Consider the following 17583-nt stretch of genomic DNA (forward strand, 5'->3'; position numbering starts at 1 on the left):
TTAAACAAACTTAGAAACGAGAAAAGCAGAAGAAAGAAGGAAAATATGAATAGAGCCGGTAAAAAATACTATGTAATATTGTGTTTGATAACATTTTTATGTTGCTTTACAATTGCTATTGTAAATATGAATCCTATTGTAGATTTTTTAATTGTACTAATTCCTAATTTATTATTTCATATTATTTGGGATAAATATAGTAAAAACATTAAAATTTGACACAACCTCTATGCAATGATATCCTAAAGAAAATACATTTTTGGGGAGAGTCATATGTATCAAATCTTAATCGTAGAAGATGATAAAATTATAGAAAGCGCATTGATAGAAAGCCTCACCAGATGGGGATTTAGTGCGGTAGGAGTTAAGGATTTATCCAATGTAATGAAGCAGTTTCACCAAGTAAAACCGCAAATTGTTTTAATGGATATTTCTTTGCCTTTTTACAATGGCTACTATTGGTGTAGTGAAATTAGAAAAATATCTAAGATTCCAATCATATTTTTGTCTTCTCATTCTGAAAATATGGATATTGTTATGGCGATTAACATGGGAGGCGATGATTACATTACAAAGCCTTTTCCTATGGAAGTATTGGTTGCAAAGGTACAAGCCCTTTTAAGACGAACATATGATTACAGACCACAAACGAATCAATTAGAACATAAAGGCGCGGTACTTGACTTAAACGATGCGTCTTTGTACTATCAGGATGAAAAAATAGAACTTACTAAAAATGAATTTCGTATACTAGAGATTTTAATGAAGAATAAAAATGAAGTAGTTTCAAGAGAACGTATTATGAAAAAACTATGGGATAATGATAGCTTCATTGACGATAATACCTTAACGGTGAATATGAATCGTCTAAGGCGAAAGCTAGAAGGCAAGGGTCTTAATGGATTTATAGAAACAAAAAAAGGTCTGGGATATATTGTGCATAATTAAATTGTATTTTCCGTGTGATTTTTGTACATTTGGCAGTCGTTTCATAAAACAACTCATACTGATTTATTTGGAAAAAAGTCATTGGAGTATTTGCGTTGTTTAGTAAAAATAGAATAGGATTTATAGTTTATGATAAAAGCTTATGTAAAATATCAAAGAAAACTATTTTTGTGTGTCATAGTTGCAGTAATTGTATTTTCATTATGTGAGTATTTATTTAATATCAAAACCATAGATATAGCTTACAGTGTGTTGCTATATCTCTTTGTTATATTTACTTTCCTTATTTTTGATTATATTCATTTTATAAAAAAGTATAAGGGACTGATGAATCATCAGCATAATTTAAGTATAGACAGAAAAAGTATGCCCAAGGCAGATAATCCAATTGAAGAAAATTATACGAAGATTATTCATGAATTATATCAAGAAATTGGTGATACCATATATGAAATTGATAAGCAGACAAAAGAAAACGTTGAATATTATACTCTTTGGATTCATCAGATTAAGACGCCTATATCAGCGATGCATTTTGTTTTGCAAAATATGGAGGAGATACCGCAAAAGGCAACTCTTGAGTTGGAATTGTTTAAGATTGAACAATATGTCGAGTTGGCTTTGCAATTTATAAAGATTGGAAACATCGAATCGGATCTTGTCATACATCAGTATTCGCTCAAAGAGATGATTCACCAAAGTGTACGAAAATATTCTGATTTTTTTATTCATAAAGGACTAGGAGTAAATGTATCAGATTGCGATGCTATAGTTACTACAGATAGTAAATGGTTTGCATTTATATTGGAACAAGTACTTTCCAATGCAATCAAATATACACAAAAGGGTATCATACAAATCTATGCAAGACAAGAGCCAGAGGGAACCTATCTTACAATCGAGGACACAGGGATTGGAATTAAGAAAGAGGATATCAAACGTGTATTTGAAAAAGGATACACTGGCTTTAACGGCAGATTGGATAAAAAAGCCAGTGGAATTGGACTTTACTTGGTAAAGAAAGTATCTTTGGCATTAAACCATCAGATTACAATTGAATCATTGATGGGGAAAGGCACAAAGGTACACATTTTTATTAAAAATTATCAATAGGTGACAAAAATGTAAGATTGAAAAAAGAAATGTAAGCTAAGATTATGGTAGCACATTTCTTTTTTTGTTATTATTTGTTTACAGATTCTTACAATAGATTTGGGATTAACTAATAGAAATTGAAGTATTAATCATAACATGGAGGAAAACAAATGGAATTATTAGAGGTTAAAAACATAAAAAAAGTATATCACACACGCTTAGGAGCGCAGCAATGCGTAGCATTAACAAATGTAAACTTTACAATAGAAGAAGGAGAATATGTTGCTATTATGGGGCCATCTGGTTCAGGTAAAACCACCTTACTTAATATATTGGCATCCCTTGATAAACCAACAAGTGGCGAAATCTTACTACAGGGAAAAAGCATGATTAAAATCAAAGACACAGAGCTAGCAAGCTTTCGAAGACATAATTTAGGATTTGTTTTTCAGGATTTTAATTTGCTTGATACCTTTTCGTTAAAAGACAATATTTTTCTACCACTGGTGTTATCGAGAACCCATCATAAAGAGATGGAGGAAAGGTTAAAAGGCATTGCATCCTCACTTGGCATTGACGATATCTTGGAAAAATACCCATATGAGGTTTCAGGAGGTCAAAAGCAACGCTGCGCAGTGGCAAGAGCCATTATTACCAATCCCAAAATACTACTAGCAGATGAGCCAACAGGAGCGCTTGATACGAAGTCATCAAGTAATCTACTCCATATTTTTAATCAGATCAATGAAAGTGGGCAAACCATATTAATGGTTACGCATAGTGCACAGGCGGCTAGCCATGCAAAAAGAGTGCTGTTTATTAGGGATGGAGAATTATTTAGCCAGATTTATCGTGGAGAAGAGAGTCGAAATGAGTTCTTCCAGAGAATCGTTTCAAATTTGTCGGTTCTGTCAGATGGAGGTGTTGACATTGGATAAAAATTTATATGCAAAATTAGCAATCACCAATATAAAGAAAAACAAAGAGATTAATCTTCCCTATGTGATTGCAATTATAGTAATAACAATTATGTATTATTTAGTGATAGCCATGCTTTATAATGATGGACTAAAAGATATTCCCTCTAGCGCTTGGCTAAAAATGTGTTTTACCATAGCAAATCGATTGATTACCATAATCACCTTTATTTTTGTGATATATATCAACAGCTTTTTAATTAAAAAAAGATTAAAAGAATTTGGTGTATATAATATATTGGGCTTAGAAAAAAAACATATCATTTATGTTATGTTAATTGAAAATAGTATTATTTTCTTTGGTGCTGTATTGATTGGATTGGTGCTTGGAACCATTTTAGGAAAACTCTCCTTTCTAATTCTTTTAAAAATTTGCCATACCACAACGGATTCCAGTTTTATTATAAGTCTAAAACCTTATTGGATGACAATGATTCTTTATGGTATTTTATTTTTTATTTGTTTTATTCTAAATAGTATTATTATTTTAAGGAATAAAACCATTGATTTATTGCACCGCGAAAAATATGGAGAAAAGAAATTAAAGGGAACGATTTTATTTACTATAATTGGATTGCTTCTTCTTGGCTGGGCTTACTATAAAGCCAATACCTTAGATAACTATATGCAAGCCATTGGAGTTTTCTTTCCAGCTGTTTTAGCAGTTATAGTAGCAACCTATTTTTTGTTTATGTCTGGCAGTATTGTGCTATTAAAGATTTTAAAGAAAAATAAAAGCTTTTATTATAAGACTAAAAATTTTATTTCTACTTCTAGTCTGATTTATCGTATGAAGCAAAATGCTGTGGGACTTGCAAATATTTGTATCCTTAGCACAATGGCAATTGTGACTGCTTCTGGCTGTGCCTCCCTTTATGCAGGACAGGAAACGATTATGAGAGAACTTCACCCATTTGATATGACGATTGAGGCGCAAGCAGATTTGTTTTCCAAAGAAGTGCTAAGTGAAATGGCGAAGCAGTATCGTATCACCTTGCAAGATTACTTTGAATTTGAGGCAATTCAAGGTGCTTTTCTTAAAATAGATAACACAATAACGAAAATAGATCGTAACAAGGAGGCAATCTTAAGCTTAGATAATAAGAACATATATAATCTTATCGCAATGAGTCAAGATGAGTACAATCGAGTTTGTAATACATCACTTTCACTTGAAAATGGTCAAGTAGCTCTGGCATCATTGGATGACATTTCAGTTTATCAAAATGGTTTATATGCAGAGGGAAAATTTTATGAAGTAGCTTCGATTATGGAAGAATCTCCTTTGCTAACTGGAAAATATAGAAATTTAAAACAAACAATATATGTAGTTTTTAATACAAGTCAAGAAGCAGTGGATTTTACGAATTTAGTCTATGAAAATCCATATGATGAGACAAAACTGGTGGATTTGCAGTATATAAATTATGAGGGGGAGGAAAATGACAGAGTATTGTTTAGCTCTGAAATTCTTAATAAAGCTGATTCAAGCACACTGGTATCTAATATTGATACCGATCGGGTGGAGGCCTATGCTACGTATGGTGGTATCATATTTATTGGAGTATTTTTCATCATCATCTTTCTTACAATAACTATACTAATCATTTATTTTAAGCAGGTAACGGAAGGCTATGATGACAGAGAACGGTTTGTTATTTTGCAAAAGGTAGGAATGGATGCTTCTATGGTAAAGCAGGCAATTAACAGGCAGATTATTATTGTCTTTTTTATGCCACTGATTATGGCACTGGTTCATCTTAGTGCAGCTTCCAATATAATTAAATCTATGATGACAGCCTTTTATCTGGTAGATATTAGTTTGATTTTTAAATGTATTGGTGCAACTTCAGCTGTTTTTGCTGTCATTTACATTATAGTGTATAAGCTGACAGCAAAAACCTATTTCAAAATAGTTAAGTTCTAGTTCGTATGTGAGAAATCAAAATTTAATAAATCGCTAAACTTTGAAATCACATAATCAGGTTCTTTTACTGACCCAAAGCCGTAGCTTGCATGTATCATTGGCACTTGTGCTATCTTGCAAGCATCGGCATCTCCTTGGGTATCTCCAACATAGATTGCCGAATCCAAATGATTTCGTTTCATAATAAGCTTGATGTTATCTCCCTTTAAAAGACCTGTTTCACCAGGGCAGGTAAAGTCTGTAATATAGTCACCTAAGCCAGTCTTTTCAAGGAAAAGTTCAATATAACCAGCCTGGCAGTTACTTACGATAAATAACGGATGTTGTTTTGATAAGGCGGACAAGACGTTAGGCACACCTTCATAAAGGGGACAGTCATATTGGCTTAAAAATTCATGTTCGTAATGATATAAATTTTGCTCTATTTTGTCTTTTTCTTCTTGATTAAACATAGGAAAAATTGCATCTACAATGTCTTTAAGCGGCTTTCCAAATAGCCCTTTTAGCTGCGTGGGACTTACTGTCATGGAAAGGTTGGTGGTTTCTTTTATTGCCTGATTCCATGCTTTGGCTACTGCTTCCGTGGAATCCCACAATGTGCCATCTAAATCAAAAATAATTGCTTTCATATAATCATACCATACCCAAAGGCATGTATCCTTTCTTTCAATTCTTAAAATTATAAAAAATTAATACATAGGTTTCGTAATGTAAACATTAGATACTACACATACTAACATAAAATCAAGGTTTTGCAAATGGTCAGTTATTTTCTTGTGTAATCTCAAAAAGTTATGATATAATAAAAACGTTTATAAAATTTGGAGAAATTAGTCATATTAAGATGATACTTTTTAGAACCCTTTTCGATTAAGTAGCACGGGACTAACAAAGGAGAATATAATGAGTACAATGAATTTGACGTTGTTGACAGATTTGTATGAGCTGACAATGATGCAGGGGTATTTTAAGAACAACAAGACAGAAACCGTTATTTTTGATGCTTTTTACAGAACGAATCCATCGGATAATGGATATGCAATTGTAGCAGGATTAGAACAAGTAATTGATTATGTAAAAAACCTGCACTTTTCAATGGAAGACATTGATTATTTAAGAAGCCTTTCCATCTTTGATGAGGACTTTTTAGCATATTTAAAAGATTTCCGATTTACAGGAGATATATTTGCAGTACCAGAAGGAAGCGTGGTCTTTCCGAGAGAACCACTTGTTAAAGTGGTAGCGCCTATTATGGAAGCACAATTAATAGAAACAGCGATACTTAATATAATCAACCACCAAAGTCTGATTGCTACTAAGGCAGCTAGAGTTGTTTATGCAGCAAAGGGTGATGGTATTATGGAGTTTGGACTTCGACGTGCACAAGGTCCTGATGCGGGAATTTATGGTGCAAGAGCGGCAGTCATTGGAGGATGTATAGGGACTTCGAATGTGTTAGCTGGTCAGTTATTTGACGTACCTGTTCTTGGTACTCATGCACATAGCTGGATTATGAGTTTTCCTGATGAATATAGCGCATTTAAAGCATATGCAAAGCTGTATCCAGAGAAATGTATGCTCTTAGTGGATACCTATGATACGCTTAAATCAGGAGTTCCAAATGCAATCAAGATATTTGATGAAATGAGAGCGAATAATATTCCAATGCCTTACTTTGGTATTCGTATGGACAGTGGAGATTTGGCGTATTTATCTAAAAAGGCAAGAAAGATGCTTGATGATGCTGGGTATTATGAGGCTATCATATCTGCTTCTAGTGATTTGGATGAGTACTTGATTGATAGTTTAAAAACCCAACGAGCTGCCATCTCTTCCTGGGGAGTTGGAACAAATCTTATTACATCCAAAGATTGCCCTGCATTTGGTGGCGTATATAAATTAGCTGCAATTATGAATGAAAAAGGCGAGTTTATTCCTAAAATTAAGCTATCTGAGAATACAGAAAAGATTACAAATCCTGGTAATAAGACGATTTATCGTATTTACGATAAAGAAACGGGTAAAATCAAAGCAGACTTGATTTCATTAGTGGATGATACCTTTGATGAAGAAAAAGACTTAATGATATTTGATCCAATCGAAACCTGGAAAAAGACAAAACTTAAGGCTGGCACATACACGCTAAGAGAAATGTTAGTTCCTATCTTTCAAGCTGGTGAGTGTGTGTACGAATCTCCGAAGGTAATGGATATTCGTAGCTATTGTGCAAAAGAACTAGATACCTTGTGGGATGAAACCAAAAGACTAATTAATCCGCATAAGGTATATGTGGATTTGTCAGACCGACTCTATAAGATGAAGTCTGAACTGTTAGATCAAATGAGTCAGGCAGACTAAGGGTGAAGGAATTCGATTCCATTGTAGCTTATTTTTCTTAGAGAAATATGTAAAAATAATTACTATAATTATGTATTAAATCCTTCATTTAACAAATAATAGTATCAAAGTTAAAAGTTACTATTACATTAAATGGAGGAATTATTATGAAAGCAACTGGAATTGTAAGACGAATAGATGACTTAGGACGTGTAGTAATACCAAAAGAAATTAGACGAACGCTTCGTATTCGTGAAGGAGATCCGTTGGAGATTTTCACTGACCGCGAAGGTGAAATTATATTAAAAAAATATTCGCCGATAGGAGAATTGAGTCTTTTTGCTAAACAATATGCAGAGGTTTTGGCTCAAACGTGTGGACATGTGGTTTGCATCTCTGATCGAGATCAAATCATAGCAGTATCAGGCGGAAGTAAAAAAGATTTTATGGGCAAGAATATCAGTAAAAAATTAGATGAAGTAATAAACGATAGAGAAACACTAGCAGTTGCAGTGGGAGACAAACAATATATTAATGTAATAGACGAAGAAATGGAAGAATTTGCTTCAGAGGTAATCGCTCCAATTCTATGCGAAGGAGATGCGATAGGAGCTGTTATTATTCTTTGTAAGGATAAGAGTGGAAAGACGGAAAAAGCAGAGCAAAAACTTGCGATTTCAGCTGCTGGTTTTCTAGGAAGACAGATGGAAAGTTAAAGATTGAAACTAAAAATACAGGTAAAGTGTAGATGCTACTTACCTGTATTTTACTTTGCAGATTATTATTATATAGTAATACTGTGTAATAGATTATCTATCAACAGAGTTCCCATTCCCCAATCCATTTTTCTCTTGAATAATTATATTGGCGTCTATACATTTGTCCATCTACTGATTTATAGCGCCATCCAATAATTGCAGCGTGTGGATATATTTTATTATCCGTGTCTATGCCATCATTTGGAAAAATTAAAAAACCTTCTTTTATAGTACTATTCAAAGCTCTCTCGGGGGTTGACTGGGCTGATACATCAAAAGAGAAACTAAGTGTAATACATATAAAACCTACTAAAAAAATATTACCTTTACTGCTTTTTTTCATTGTACTGTACCTCCTGTAAGTTGTTATAGACTGATAAGTCCGAGTATGAATTTTTGATTTCTGTAACTGTAGCAAAATAATTATTGTTTATATATACATCGTACCCCCCCTTTAGATTTTTTACTAAATATGATGTTTCAGCTGTTAGTTCTATTGTTTCATACATATCATTTGGATTAATAGAATATGGTTCTAGTATAATTGAAGAGGATACCAATACTATAGTTATAATAAATGTTAGTAACAATGAAGTTACAATTTTTGAACGTTGTCGTATATTGCTATTGAGGATGATTAGAAAGCGTTGAGATAACTCAGAAACATTATTAGCCCCAAAGGTTGGCAAAAAGTGATAAGACTGATCATTTGAACCATTTTTAGCGATTTTTAACAAGCATTCTAAATATTCAATTTTTTCTGTATCATTCAATATTTTAATTAATGATGAATCGACCCTAATCTCAAGTACTTTATCAATATCTTTTTTTAGAAGATAGATCATTGGATTCCACCAGTATATTATTGTTATTAACTCACTTAGTAGCTTTATCAATATATCATGGTTATAATAGTGTGTAATTTCATGCTTTAATATGTATGTTAATTCTGAATTAGATAGTTGGATTTCAGGTATAAGAATAATTGGATGAAATAACCCAAAAACAATTGGTACAGAGATTAAATCTGTTTCAATTACTTTGAAATTAGCTGGTCTCAATCGGTTAGACTCTAAATTTTTTATTATAGCAAATATTTTTGGACTAGATATAAAAGGTTTTTGGCAAATTAATTTATTAAAAATCCAATAATTAATAATCATTTTGGAAAACAACAAAAAGCTACCAATACCCCATACCACTAAAAAGATGTGTAAGACTGATAATTCCTTACCAATAACATTAAGTATTGGTAGGTACAGAAAGGAACAAAAAGTAGGAAATACTTGCTTTACTGCAATTGTTTGAGCAAATCTAAATTCTACGGGTATTAGCAATCTTAATATCACCAACATAATTAGGAATAGCAAAGTACTAATATGTATTTTAGTTATTCTTTTATAGCTCTTTAAAAAAAGATATAATACAAATATGATAAAATTGCATAGCACTATAATAGTAATTAATGATGATGGTGATATTATCATTCTATTTCTCCCCCGTATACAATGATTTCTTTCTTTCTTCAAGTAATTGTTCTAATTGTACTATTGTATCTATTTCGTTTTTTTCATGTTTTAATAAAGTAGCTACTAAATTTGGAAGTGGAATGTTGCTGTTGTTATTAATATATTGATTGAGAAATTGCTCAATCAGCAAATCTTTTTTTGAAATAGTAGGTCTGTAACTACGTGTTAAAACAGTACCGCTATAAACAATATCTGCTACTTCAATGAATTTTTTTTCTAAAAGTTTTCTGAGAACAGACTGAACGGTATTACTACTTAAAGATTTATCCATTTTAGTTATTTCTGATGCGACTAAAGGTTTCTCGCTTTCCCAAAGAATACGCATTATGTCCATTTCACGTCCTGTTAATAATAAGTTTGATTTAGACATCATAATTTGCTCCAATCTTATATAATTTTAAATATTTTAAGCAATAGTTTTTAAAAAAATAATAACGATACATCAATTCAATAAATATATAATTAAAATAATAACACATTAACTTTGTATAATGATACGTTGAGTATCTTTTTGTAAACAATAAAGAGACTCTTATAAAATAATAAATAAATTACAAATAAAATTAGAAGAGAGGTGCGTATCTTGGACACAGAAAATACAATCTATGACATGTGTTTGGTCCAAATTGAATTTGGTAATGGCATAGTTAATAGACAGAAAGCAACAGGGAGTATCATAAAATTTGGTAACAATCTATTACTTGCTACTGCGGCACATTGTATTTTTGATACATACACAAAATCTTTTACAACTAATCTGAATATTTACATATATATTGAAAAATTAAAAAAAAGATATACAATTTCAAAAGCATACATACATAAAAAATGGATAGAGCAAGGAGATCTCCAATATGATACAGCGTTTGCTTTATTTAATACAGACACTTTCGATCTGAATTGCTATAATCAATATGCAATTGAACCAAAATTTAATTTATCCCAAGATTTATATTATAGCATTAAAGGATTAACACCAAGATATTTAAAAATTTTAACTAAATCCACAACGGTGTCTGGCAAGGCAACACAACATAAGGAATATCCAAATATTATTCAGGGAATAAAGTGTAATAATAAAAATGGGATGTCTGGTGGACCATGGCTAACTATGTATGAAGGACAAGTTGTTCAAAATTCTGTATCTAGTTTTAGCTTTAAAAATAATAATGAAATTTTGTGGAGTCCCTATTGGGGAAAAGAAATTGAAAGCGTACTGCATGTAGCGTGTGGTATACATATAGATTCAGAAAATATCATAGTAAAAAAATATATTTAAAAAGGAGGAAGTATCATGTCTAGTTATAATATCATGAATACTATTTTGCATTTGCAGTCATTAGAATTTGTAAATGAAATCAGTGAGCAATCTAATATAAGTATTGGATGTAAAGAAGTAAGTACTCTTAGCTGGTTTGCCTGCGTTATTACTAAATAATTAATACTTATACTACTAAAAACTTGTATATTAAGAAAGTAAGGTGGATTTATATGGATATGCGTTATTTAATGTACGCTTTTGCCAACAAATATTATTACGTTCCGCAAAGAAAAAACACAAGAAAAACTATGTTAGATGTACCACAATTACCTGAGGGCTGGATAAATAAATTAGATGATAATCGTCATTGGATGTATTGTTTTAGAAAAGGTACAGTACTTCCAAAACAAGGTTGGAAGATACATTTAAGTTGTCTGGTAGAAGATGCTCAAAAAACGCTTGACACTTCAGTGCCTATTTTTTTGAAAATAATGTTATGTTTAAGTATGTTTGCTCTGGCTTTGAGTTAAGTATAAAAAACTCAAAATATGGTGATAGGGGTGCATCAGGTAAATTTATTACTGCTTATCCTCAAGATGAGAAACAATTTATTAAACTATTGGATTTACTCAACGAAGCAACTGAGGATATTAAAAAAGGACCGTATATTTTGAGTGATAAACGTTGGAAAGATAATAATATTTATTTCCGATATGGTGGCTTCATTGAAATGTACTCTTTTTTTGACGGTCGTAAAGAATTAGCCATAATAGATGATAAAGGTGAGTACGTAGCAGATAGAAGAGGCCCAGTTTACATTGTACCTGATTTTGTACAAGAACCTGAGGCTATTAAGCAAATGGATAAAGAGCGTGAAATAATAGAAGAAAAAAGCTCACCTTTAGATAATTATAAAATTACAGAAGCACTACATTTTAGTAATGGTGGGGGAGTCTATTTAGCAATTGATAATAGAGATAATAAAAAAGTTGTAATCAAAGAGGGTAGACCTGGGGCAGGTATAGATGCGACGGGAAGAGATGCATTTCAAAGAGTTAAGCATGAAGTTGAAATTCTAAAAAAATTAATAAACAAACCTCACATTGTTCAAATTATTAATTACTTTGATTCGTGGGAGCACACTTTTTTAGTAGAAGAATATGTAGAAGGAATGACTCTGAATAAATGGCTTGGTCTTAAATATCCATTTACAATCGGTCTTACAGATACAAACGCATATTCTGAAAATGTTATAACCATATTGACTAATATCCAAAGTGGTTTATTAAGCATGCATTCTTCAGGAGTAGCATTAGGAGATTTATCACTTACTAATATTTTAGTAAACACAGATTTGGATATTAAATTTATTGACTTTGAGGCGGCAGATGATGTAGAAAGCACGAAAAGTTCAGGTCTTGCTACTATAGGATTTGTTAGTCCATTGACTAAAACTAGAGAAGAAACAGATTGGTTTGGGCTTCTTAGAATTGCGCGGCAATTATTTTTACCAATTGGTGACGTAAACGATTTAAAATCTTCTATTGAATACAAACATGATAGATGGATTGAAGATACCTATGGTACAAAAGCTATTAATAAAGTTCGGGAAATTGAAAAGATTTGTATGAAAAAAATAGCTTTATTTTTCAAATATAAACCTAATGCTAAAATATCATATTCTTCAAAAAATTATTCGATTTCCAATATTATGAAGAAATTAAGAGAGGCTATGATAAGTGATATAAAGCTAACAAAATGCTTTCTTCATGGAGATATTAGGCAATATGAGTTTAAAGGTGGTAAGCTAAATGTTCTTACAGGTGGCTATGGTATGGTGATGGCTCTATTTAGAACAGGAGAGCTACCCAAAATGGCTTATACATGGGCTCAAAAATATTGTGAAAAAAAATATATAACAGGGCTAGATGATGGTCTTTTTACTGGAAAAGCAGGTATAGCTACTGTTTTATATGAAATAGGACTAAAACAAGAAGCAAAAGAAGTATTTGATTCTATTGATATAAACAAGGAATTAGGTGATGTATCAGTTATATCAGGTCTTGCAGGGATAGGTTTAGCACTTTTATCTGTTAGTAGTGATCCAATATTTGAGGATTTTTTGCCTAAATGTATAAAGATTGCGAATCAGTTGAAAGAAGCTCTGGTAAATAATATTAAAATTATCACACTGGATAGTGATTTTGTGACTATGGGATTGATTGATGGTTGGGCAGGAGTATCATTGTTTTTTACAGCACTTTATCGAGCAACTAATAATAAAGTGTGGATGGATCTATCAATTACAGCACTTAGTAAAGATATTGATAATTGCAAATTAGATGATATTGGTGTTATGCAGATTGATGATAAAACAAGGTACCTACCATATCTTGCTGGTGGCAGTATTGGCATTGCTATTGCAATATATCAAATCAGGGATCTTGGAGATTCACAAAAGTGGAGTAAAGAGTTTGAGTCTATTTCAAAATTAATTAAGACTAGAATTTGTTATAATCCGGGATTATTTAGAGGTATGTGCTCATTTTTAGAATTATATAATGTAAGACATTGCTATGATGGGTATGTTTCTAAACAAGATATAGACAGAATATTAAATCAACTAATGTTATTTATGGTAGAAAACGGTGATAAAATCCGATGTCCAGGAGATTATGGATACAGGTACTCATATAATTTATTTTCAGGCTCAGCAGGTGTTTTATTAGCTCTTAAAGACACGGTTCAAAATACAACAATGTCTTGGATGCCTTTACCTTCGAACCCATTTTTACTTGACTAATTATTAGGAATTATGTTCCTAACTAGTTTCAGTTTAATATAAAAGAAAGGAAGCAGATGCTATGAATAAAGTATTGCAATTACAGATTCTTGAGGCTTCTTCGGTTGCAACAAATATAGCTTCAAATTGGAGTTGGAATTGTGAACCGATTGCAAGTACCAAAAGTATTGCTTTCTGTTAATTAGGGAGAATGCATATAAATACTGAATCCCTTGCTGGCAGCAAAATTTTGTCAGTAAAAACTTATTAGAAATTACATATTAGTTATTAGAAAGGAGGTGGATATTATGAAAAATATTCTTATGCTTCAGACTCTTACAGCAAATGAAGATATTACAATGCATGCAGCATCTACAGGTAGTATAAACTGTAAAGGAAGTAGTAGTGCAAGCTTATTTGCATGCTAAAATAATTTATCTATCATAAAGTATAATATCAAGTGAAAATGGGTTGCCTTAATAAACATAGACGTTCTTAGTACTGCATAATAAAAAGTACTAAGAACGAAATATGTTTGTAAAATTTAATAAAAATTATTTTAATAATAAATAGCAATAAGCGAGCTAAAAGCATTAGAAATTATAAGGAGGATACTTTAAGTGGAAAATAGTAATGATTTATCTCTTAATCTTAGAAAAATATTTATAAATTATAAAAATTTGCTTCCCTCAAAATTAAAAGTTTTTCTCTCCATTCTTTTATTGCTTGTTAATACTATAATATCTTTAACAATTCCCTATATTACAATGATTATTATTGACAGAATAGACCTAAATAATATAGATTTTTTATTACTAAGTATTCTTTTATTATTTCTTGTACTTTCATTATTTATAAATGTAATTACTACATTATCCATTATTAATGTTGCAGAGATTATTTTAAAAAACATTAGAAAAGCTCTTTGTGAAAAAATATTATATTTGCCCATTACTTTTTTTGATGAAACAAATACTGGTGAAATCATGAGTAGAATTACAAATGATACAATGGTCCTAAAAGATTTTATTGCTTCACAAGCTACTTCTTTTATTGCGAGTATTATTACAGTTATAGGATCCATAATTCTCTTGATAATAATAGATTGGAAAATAGCAATTCTTCTTAGTGTGTCTATTCCTATTGCAGTTATAACAGTTATCCTAATTGGTAATCGAGAGTATAAAATATCAAGAAAATTACAAGATGCATATGCAGATTGGCAAAGTAATCTACACAGAATTATATCTGATATTAGACTTTTAAAGTCTGCTGCAGCTGAAAAAATAGAACAAAAAAGTGAGTTTTCAAAAATTGATGAATTAAAAAAATTAAGTATTCAAGAAGGCAAAATAATGGCTTTTATAGAGCCTATATCATCAACAATTATAATGCTTTTACTTATAATTATAGTTGGATATGGAGGGTTAAGAGTTAGTCAAGGAACTTTAACAACAGGAGGGTTTGTTGCAACACTAAGTTATTTATTCAGATTAACATCACCCTTTTCAGATATCATGAATTTTTTTACACACTATCAAAAGTTTTTAGGATCTTTTGAACATATATCTGCTATATTAAATTTCGAAAATGAAGTTATATCATATTCATGTAAGTGTGATAATTTAAATGATAAGAATGCACTTTGCTTTTCAGATGTTAATTTCTATTACGATTCAAATATACCGATACTAAGATCTATAAATTTTGAAGCAAGAGAAGGTGAGGTTACTGCAATAGTAGGACCAAGTGGAGCCGGAAAAACAACAATTTTTTCATTGATTGAAAGATTTTACCAAGCAAGCAATGGCTACATTTATTATCAAAACATGAACATATCAAATTATGATTTATATGAATGGAGAAAAAAAATAGCATATGTTTTTCAGGATTCACCAATGATGTATGGAACAATATTATCAAATCTTACATATGGCTTAAATGAGTATACGCAGGAGATGATTGATGATGCCTTAGAAAAATCAAGTTTAACTTCTTTTGTTTCATTGTTACCACAAGGACTTAACACTGAAGTGGGAGAAAAAGGGATAAAGCTTTCTGGTGGAGAACGTCAGCGTTTAGCAATTGCACGAGCTATGATAAGAAATCCGCAAATTCTTTTGTTGGATGAGGCAACATCTCATTTAGATAGTGAATCAGAACGATTGGTACAAAATTCGTTAGAAAAACTAATGTACGGAAGAACTACTATTGTAATTGCACATCGTTTATCTACTGTCATAAATGCAGATAAAATTATTGTGCTTGAAAATGGTAGGATAACAGGAACTGGAACGCATTATGAGCTTATGAAAGAAAATCACCTTTATAACAAGTTCGTTAAACAACAACTTACACCATGATAATTACATTCTTTCTATACTATTATAATAAGTCCATATTTATACTAAAATCTATGTCATTTTAAATAATACACCTTGGGGTTTTGTTATTAAATGTAAAATTTTATTCTAACTTGTCGATATATATAAATGCAACCTATGATATACAAAATGCAACGCAAATATGGTGGAAAAAATTTAAAGATTTATTATAATAAAAATAAAAATAAAAAGGAGGTAATTATATTGTCATTTGCTCAAAAATTAAAAACACTTAGAAAAGAGCGTAATTATTCTCAAGAGGAGCTTGCTCAATTGTTAGATGTTTCCCGCCAAGCTGTAAGTAAATGGGAAAGTGATCGTGGAACTCCAGAAACGGATAAATTGATACAAATCAGTACAATGTTTGATGTTTCTCTAGACTATCTTCTTAAAAATGAACAGCATTTAGATAATCAGCAAGGAACTAGCTATTACGTTAGCCGTGAAATGATGGAAGGTTTTTTATGTTATAAGCGACAGGCTACAAAGAGAATCGCTATTGGTATAAGTCTAATTGTATTATCTAATGCATTTACCATTGCATTTCAAGAATATGTTTTTGCTGTGATATTATATTGGATAACATTTTCGTGTGGAATTGCAACATTGGTATGGCAATTTTTTCAACCAAAACGCTATAAAGAAATTTATACGAAACAATTGTTATTTGATGATATAATAATAAAAGATTTTAAACAAGAGTATGAAAAAAATCGTAAAAGATATATTTTTCTGTTAATTGTAGCGATTATTATCTTTATAATTAGTCCACAAGTTATGTTATATACTATAGAATATATTGGTTATAACATTGGGTTTACATTAGATTGGTTTTTACATGCACTTTGGATTTCTTTAGCAATAATGGCAGGGAGTGCTTTTTATTCAGAAAGTATTCTTGCACATAATAGAGAATATTTGCAAAAAAAAATTAGTAAAGGGAAGCATATATGGGTATATTTAGCGATTCCCATAACTGTCGTTGCCGTTTTAGTTGGTATCTATATGAACACTTGGAATCCTGTGATACCGATAATCATTTTATTTAGTGTTCTGTTGGTAAATGTATGTAAAATATTGATGGAAGGTAGGAATAAAAATGAATAAAAAAATAACCTTTGTAGTTTCTCTACTATTACTTTTTATTTTAGGTGGTTGTAATACAGAGAGTCAAAAGCTTAAGAAAGTTGAAGTGTTTTCATCAAATAACACATTGCTTAATACGATTGAGGATAAAGAGGAATTGAAAACATTTAATGAAAATCTTTCTTTAGAAGAGAATTGGAATGAAATAGATGAAAATTATCTAAATCAGCAGGAGGAACTCAAAAAGACGATAGAAAATCATGAAGAACAATATATATTCATAACATATCAGGCTGCTGTAGCAAAGAATAGTAGCGAATCATTAGAAAAAGTAATGGAAATTATAGTATATGAAAAATCAAATATTATAAAAGTTGAGATATCTCCTGATACAGTAAAAAATATTTCTATACCATCAGAATATTTAACTTTCTATTTTGAAACTTCTGATGAAATAATTGAGTATTTAAATTCGTTGTTGAAGCAATAAAAAGACTCT

17 protein-coding genes and 1 pseudogene are annotated in these 17583 nt (G+C 31.0%); 14 read left to right on the plus strand and 4 right to left on the minus strand.

Annotated features, from left to right (window positions below):
* Positions 1 to 273: 273 nt before the first annotated feature.
* The 4 genes from F7O84_RS16200 (at position 274) to F7O84_RS16215 (ending at position 4947) form a co-directional block, all read left to right on the plus strand.
* Entirely contained in the window at positions 274 to 948 is a 675-nt protein-coding gene (locus F7O84_RS16200; protein ID WP_151147659.1) for a response regulator transcription factor, read from the plus strand.
* A 129-nt stretch (positions 949 to 1077) separates the two neighbouring features.
* Positions 1078 to 2061 carry a sensor histidine kinase gene (locus F7O84_RS16205; protein ID WP_151147661.1) on the plus strand — a complete coding sequence of 328 codons (984 nt, stop codon included), beginning with the start codon at positions 1078 to 1080 and terminating at the stop codon, positions 2059 to 2061.
* Positions 2062 to 2213: 152 nt separating this feature from the next.
* Positions 2214 to 2981, plus strand: coding sequence for an ABC transporter ATP-binding protein (locus F7O84_RS16210; protein WP_151147664.1), 768 nt, complete (start codon positions 2214 to 2216; stop codon positions 2979 to 2981).
* Positions 2974 to 4947, plus strand: a complete 1974-nt coding sequence (locus tag F7O84_RS16215; RefSeq protein ID WP_192451797.1) for an ABC transporter permease — start codon at positions 2974 to 2976, stop codon at positions 4945 to 4947. Before F7O84_RS16210 ends, F7O84_RS16215 begins: the two co-directional genes overlap by 8 nt.
* Here the strand turns inward: F7O84_RS16215 and F7O84_RS16220 are convergent.
* Positions 4944 to 5576 (minus strand): HAD family hydrolase, encoded by a 633-nt coding sequence (locus F7O84_RS16220; RefSeq protein WP_151147670.1) that lies wholly within the window; start codon positions 5574 to 5576, stop codon positions 4944 to 4946. The genes F7O84_RS16215 and F7O84_RS16220 overlap by 4 nt on opposite strands.
* A gap of 274 nt (positions 5577 to 5850) precedes the next feature.
* Between F7O84_RS16220 and F7O84_RS16225 the strand changes: the two genes are divergently transcribed.
* Both F7O84_RS16225 and spoVT read left to right on the plus strand, forming a co-directional pair.
* Positions 5851 to 7305 carry a nicotinate phosphoribosyltransferase gene (locus F7O84_RS16225; RefSeq protein WP_151147673.1) on the plus strand — a complete coding sequence of 485 codons (1455 nt, stop codon included), beginning with the start codon at positions 5851 to 5853 and terminating at the stop codon, positions 7303 to 7305.
* Between the two features lie 146 nt (positions 7306 to 7451).
* Positions 7452 to 8000 (plus strand): stage V sporulation protein T, encoded by a 549-nt coding sequence (gene spoVT, locus F7O84_RS16230; RefSeq protein WP_151147676.1) that lies wholly within the window; start codon positions 7452 to 7454, stop codon positions 7998 to 8000.
* Between the two features lie 100 nt (positions 8001 to 8100).
* Here the strand turns inward: spoVT and F7O84_RS16235 are convergent, their stop codons facing one another.
* From F7O84_RS16235 to F7O84_RS16245, 3 genes are all read right to left on the minus strand, one after another.
* A complete protein-coding gene (locus F7O84_RS16235) occupies positions 8101 to 8385 on the minus strand; it encodes a hypothetical protein (RefSeq protein WP_151147679.1) in 285 nt (94 codons plus the stop codon).
* Positions 8369 to 9397, minus strand: coding sequence for a M56 family metallopeptidase (locus tag F7O84_RS16240; protein ID WP_207708065.1), 1029 nt, complete (start codon positions 9395 to 9397; stop codon positions 8369 to 8371). Before F7O84_RS16240 ends, F7O84_RS16235 begins: the two co-directional genes overlap by 17 nt.
* A gap of 133 nt (positions 9398 to 9530) precedes the next feature.
* Positions 9531 to 9941, minus strand: a complete 411-nt coding sequence (locus F7O84_RS16245) for a BlaI/MecI/CopY family transcriptional regulator (RefSeq protein WP_243140920.1) — start codon at positions 9939 to 9941, stop codon at positions 9531 to 9533.
* A gap of 213 nt (positions 9942 to 10154) precedes the next feature.
* On the opposite strand from F7O84_RS16245, the gene F7O84_RS16250 reads away from it, so the two are divergent.
* From F7O84_RS16250 to F7O84_RS16280, 8 genes and pseudogenes are all read left to right on the plus strand, one after another.
* Positions 10155 to 10850 (plus strand): trypsin-like serine peptidase, encoded by a 696-nt coding sequence (locus tag F7O84_RS16250; protein WP_151147689.1) that lies wholly within the window; start codon positions 10155 to 10157, stop codon positions 10848 to 10850.
* Between the two features lie 15 nt (positions 10851 to 10865).
* A complete protein-coding gene (locus tag F7O84_RS19060) occupies positions 10866 to 11009 on the plus strand; it encodes a class III lanthipeptide (RefSeq protein ID WP_192451798.1) in 144 nt (47 codons plus the stop codon).
* Positions 11010 to 11203: 194 nt separating this feature from the next.
* Positions 11204 to 13635, plus strand: a pseudogene (gene lanKC / locus F7O84_RS16260) (class III lanthionine synthetase LanKC).
* Positions 13636 to 13696: 61 nt separating this feature from the next.
* On the plus strand, positions 13697 to 13816 hold the full coding sequence (locus tag F7O84_RS19065) for a class III lanthipeptide (protein ID WP_192451799.1): 120 nt from the start codon (positions 13697 to 13699) through the stop codon (positions 13814 to 13816).
* A gap of 106 nt (positions 13817 to 13922) precedes the next feature.
* Complete coding sequence (locus F7O84_RS16265) at positions 13923 to 14042, plus strand: class III lanthipeptide (protein WP_207708066.1); 120 nt, start codon at positions 13923 to 13925, stop codon at positions 14040 to 14042.
* A gap of 192 nt (positions 14043 to 14234) precedes the next feature.
* Positions 14235 to 15977 carry an ABC transporter ATP-binding protein gene (locus tag F7O84_RS16270; protein ID WP_151147697.1) on the plus strand — a complete coding sequence of 581 codons (1743 nt, stop codon included), beginning with the start codon at positions 14235 to 14237 and terminating at the stop codon, positions 15975 to 15977.
* Between the two features lie 138 nt (positions 15978 to 16115).
* Positions 16116 to 17105, plus strand: coding sequence for a helix-turn-helix domain-containing protein (locus F7O84_RS16275; protein ID WP_192451800.1), 990 nt, complete (start codon positions 16116 to 16118; stop codon positions 17103 to 17105).
* Positions 17098 to 17574 (plus strand): hypothetical protein, encoded by a 477-nt coding sequence (locus F7O84_RS16280; RefSeq protein WP_151147703.1) that lies wholly within the window; start codon positions 17098 to 17100, stop codon positions 17572 to 17574. Before F7O84_RS16275 ends, F7O84_RS16280 begins: the two co-directional genes overlap by 8 nt.
* Positions 17575 to 17583: the final 9 nt, after the last annotated feature.

The sequence above is a fragment of the Candidatus Galacturonatibacter soehngenii genome (assembly GCF_008830185.1).
In the GTDB taxonomy this organism is placed as follows: Bacteria; Bacillota; Clostridia; order Lachnospirales; family Lachnospiraceae; genus Lachnotalea; species Lachnotalea soehngenii.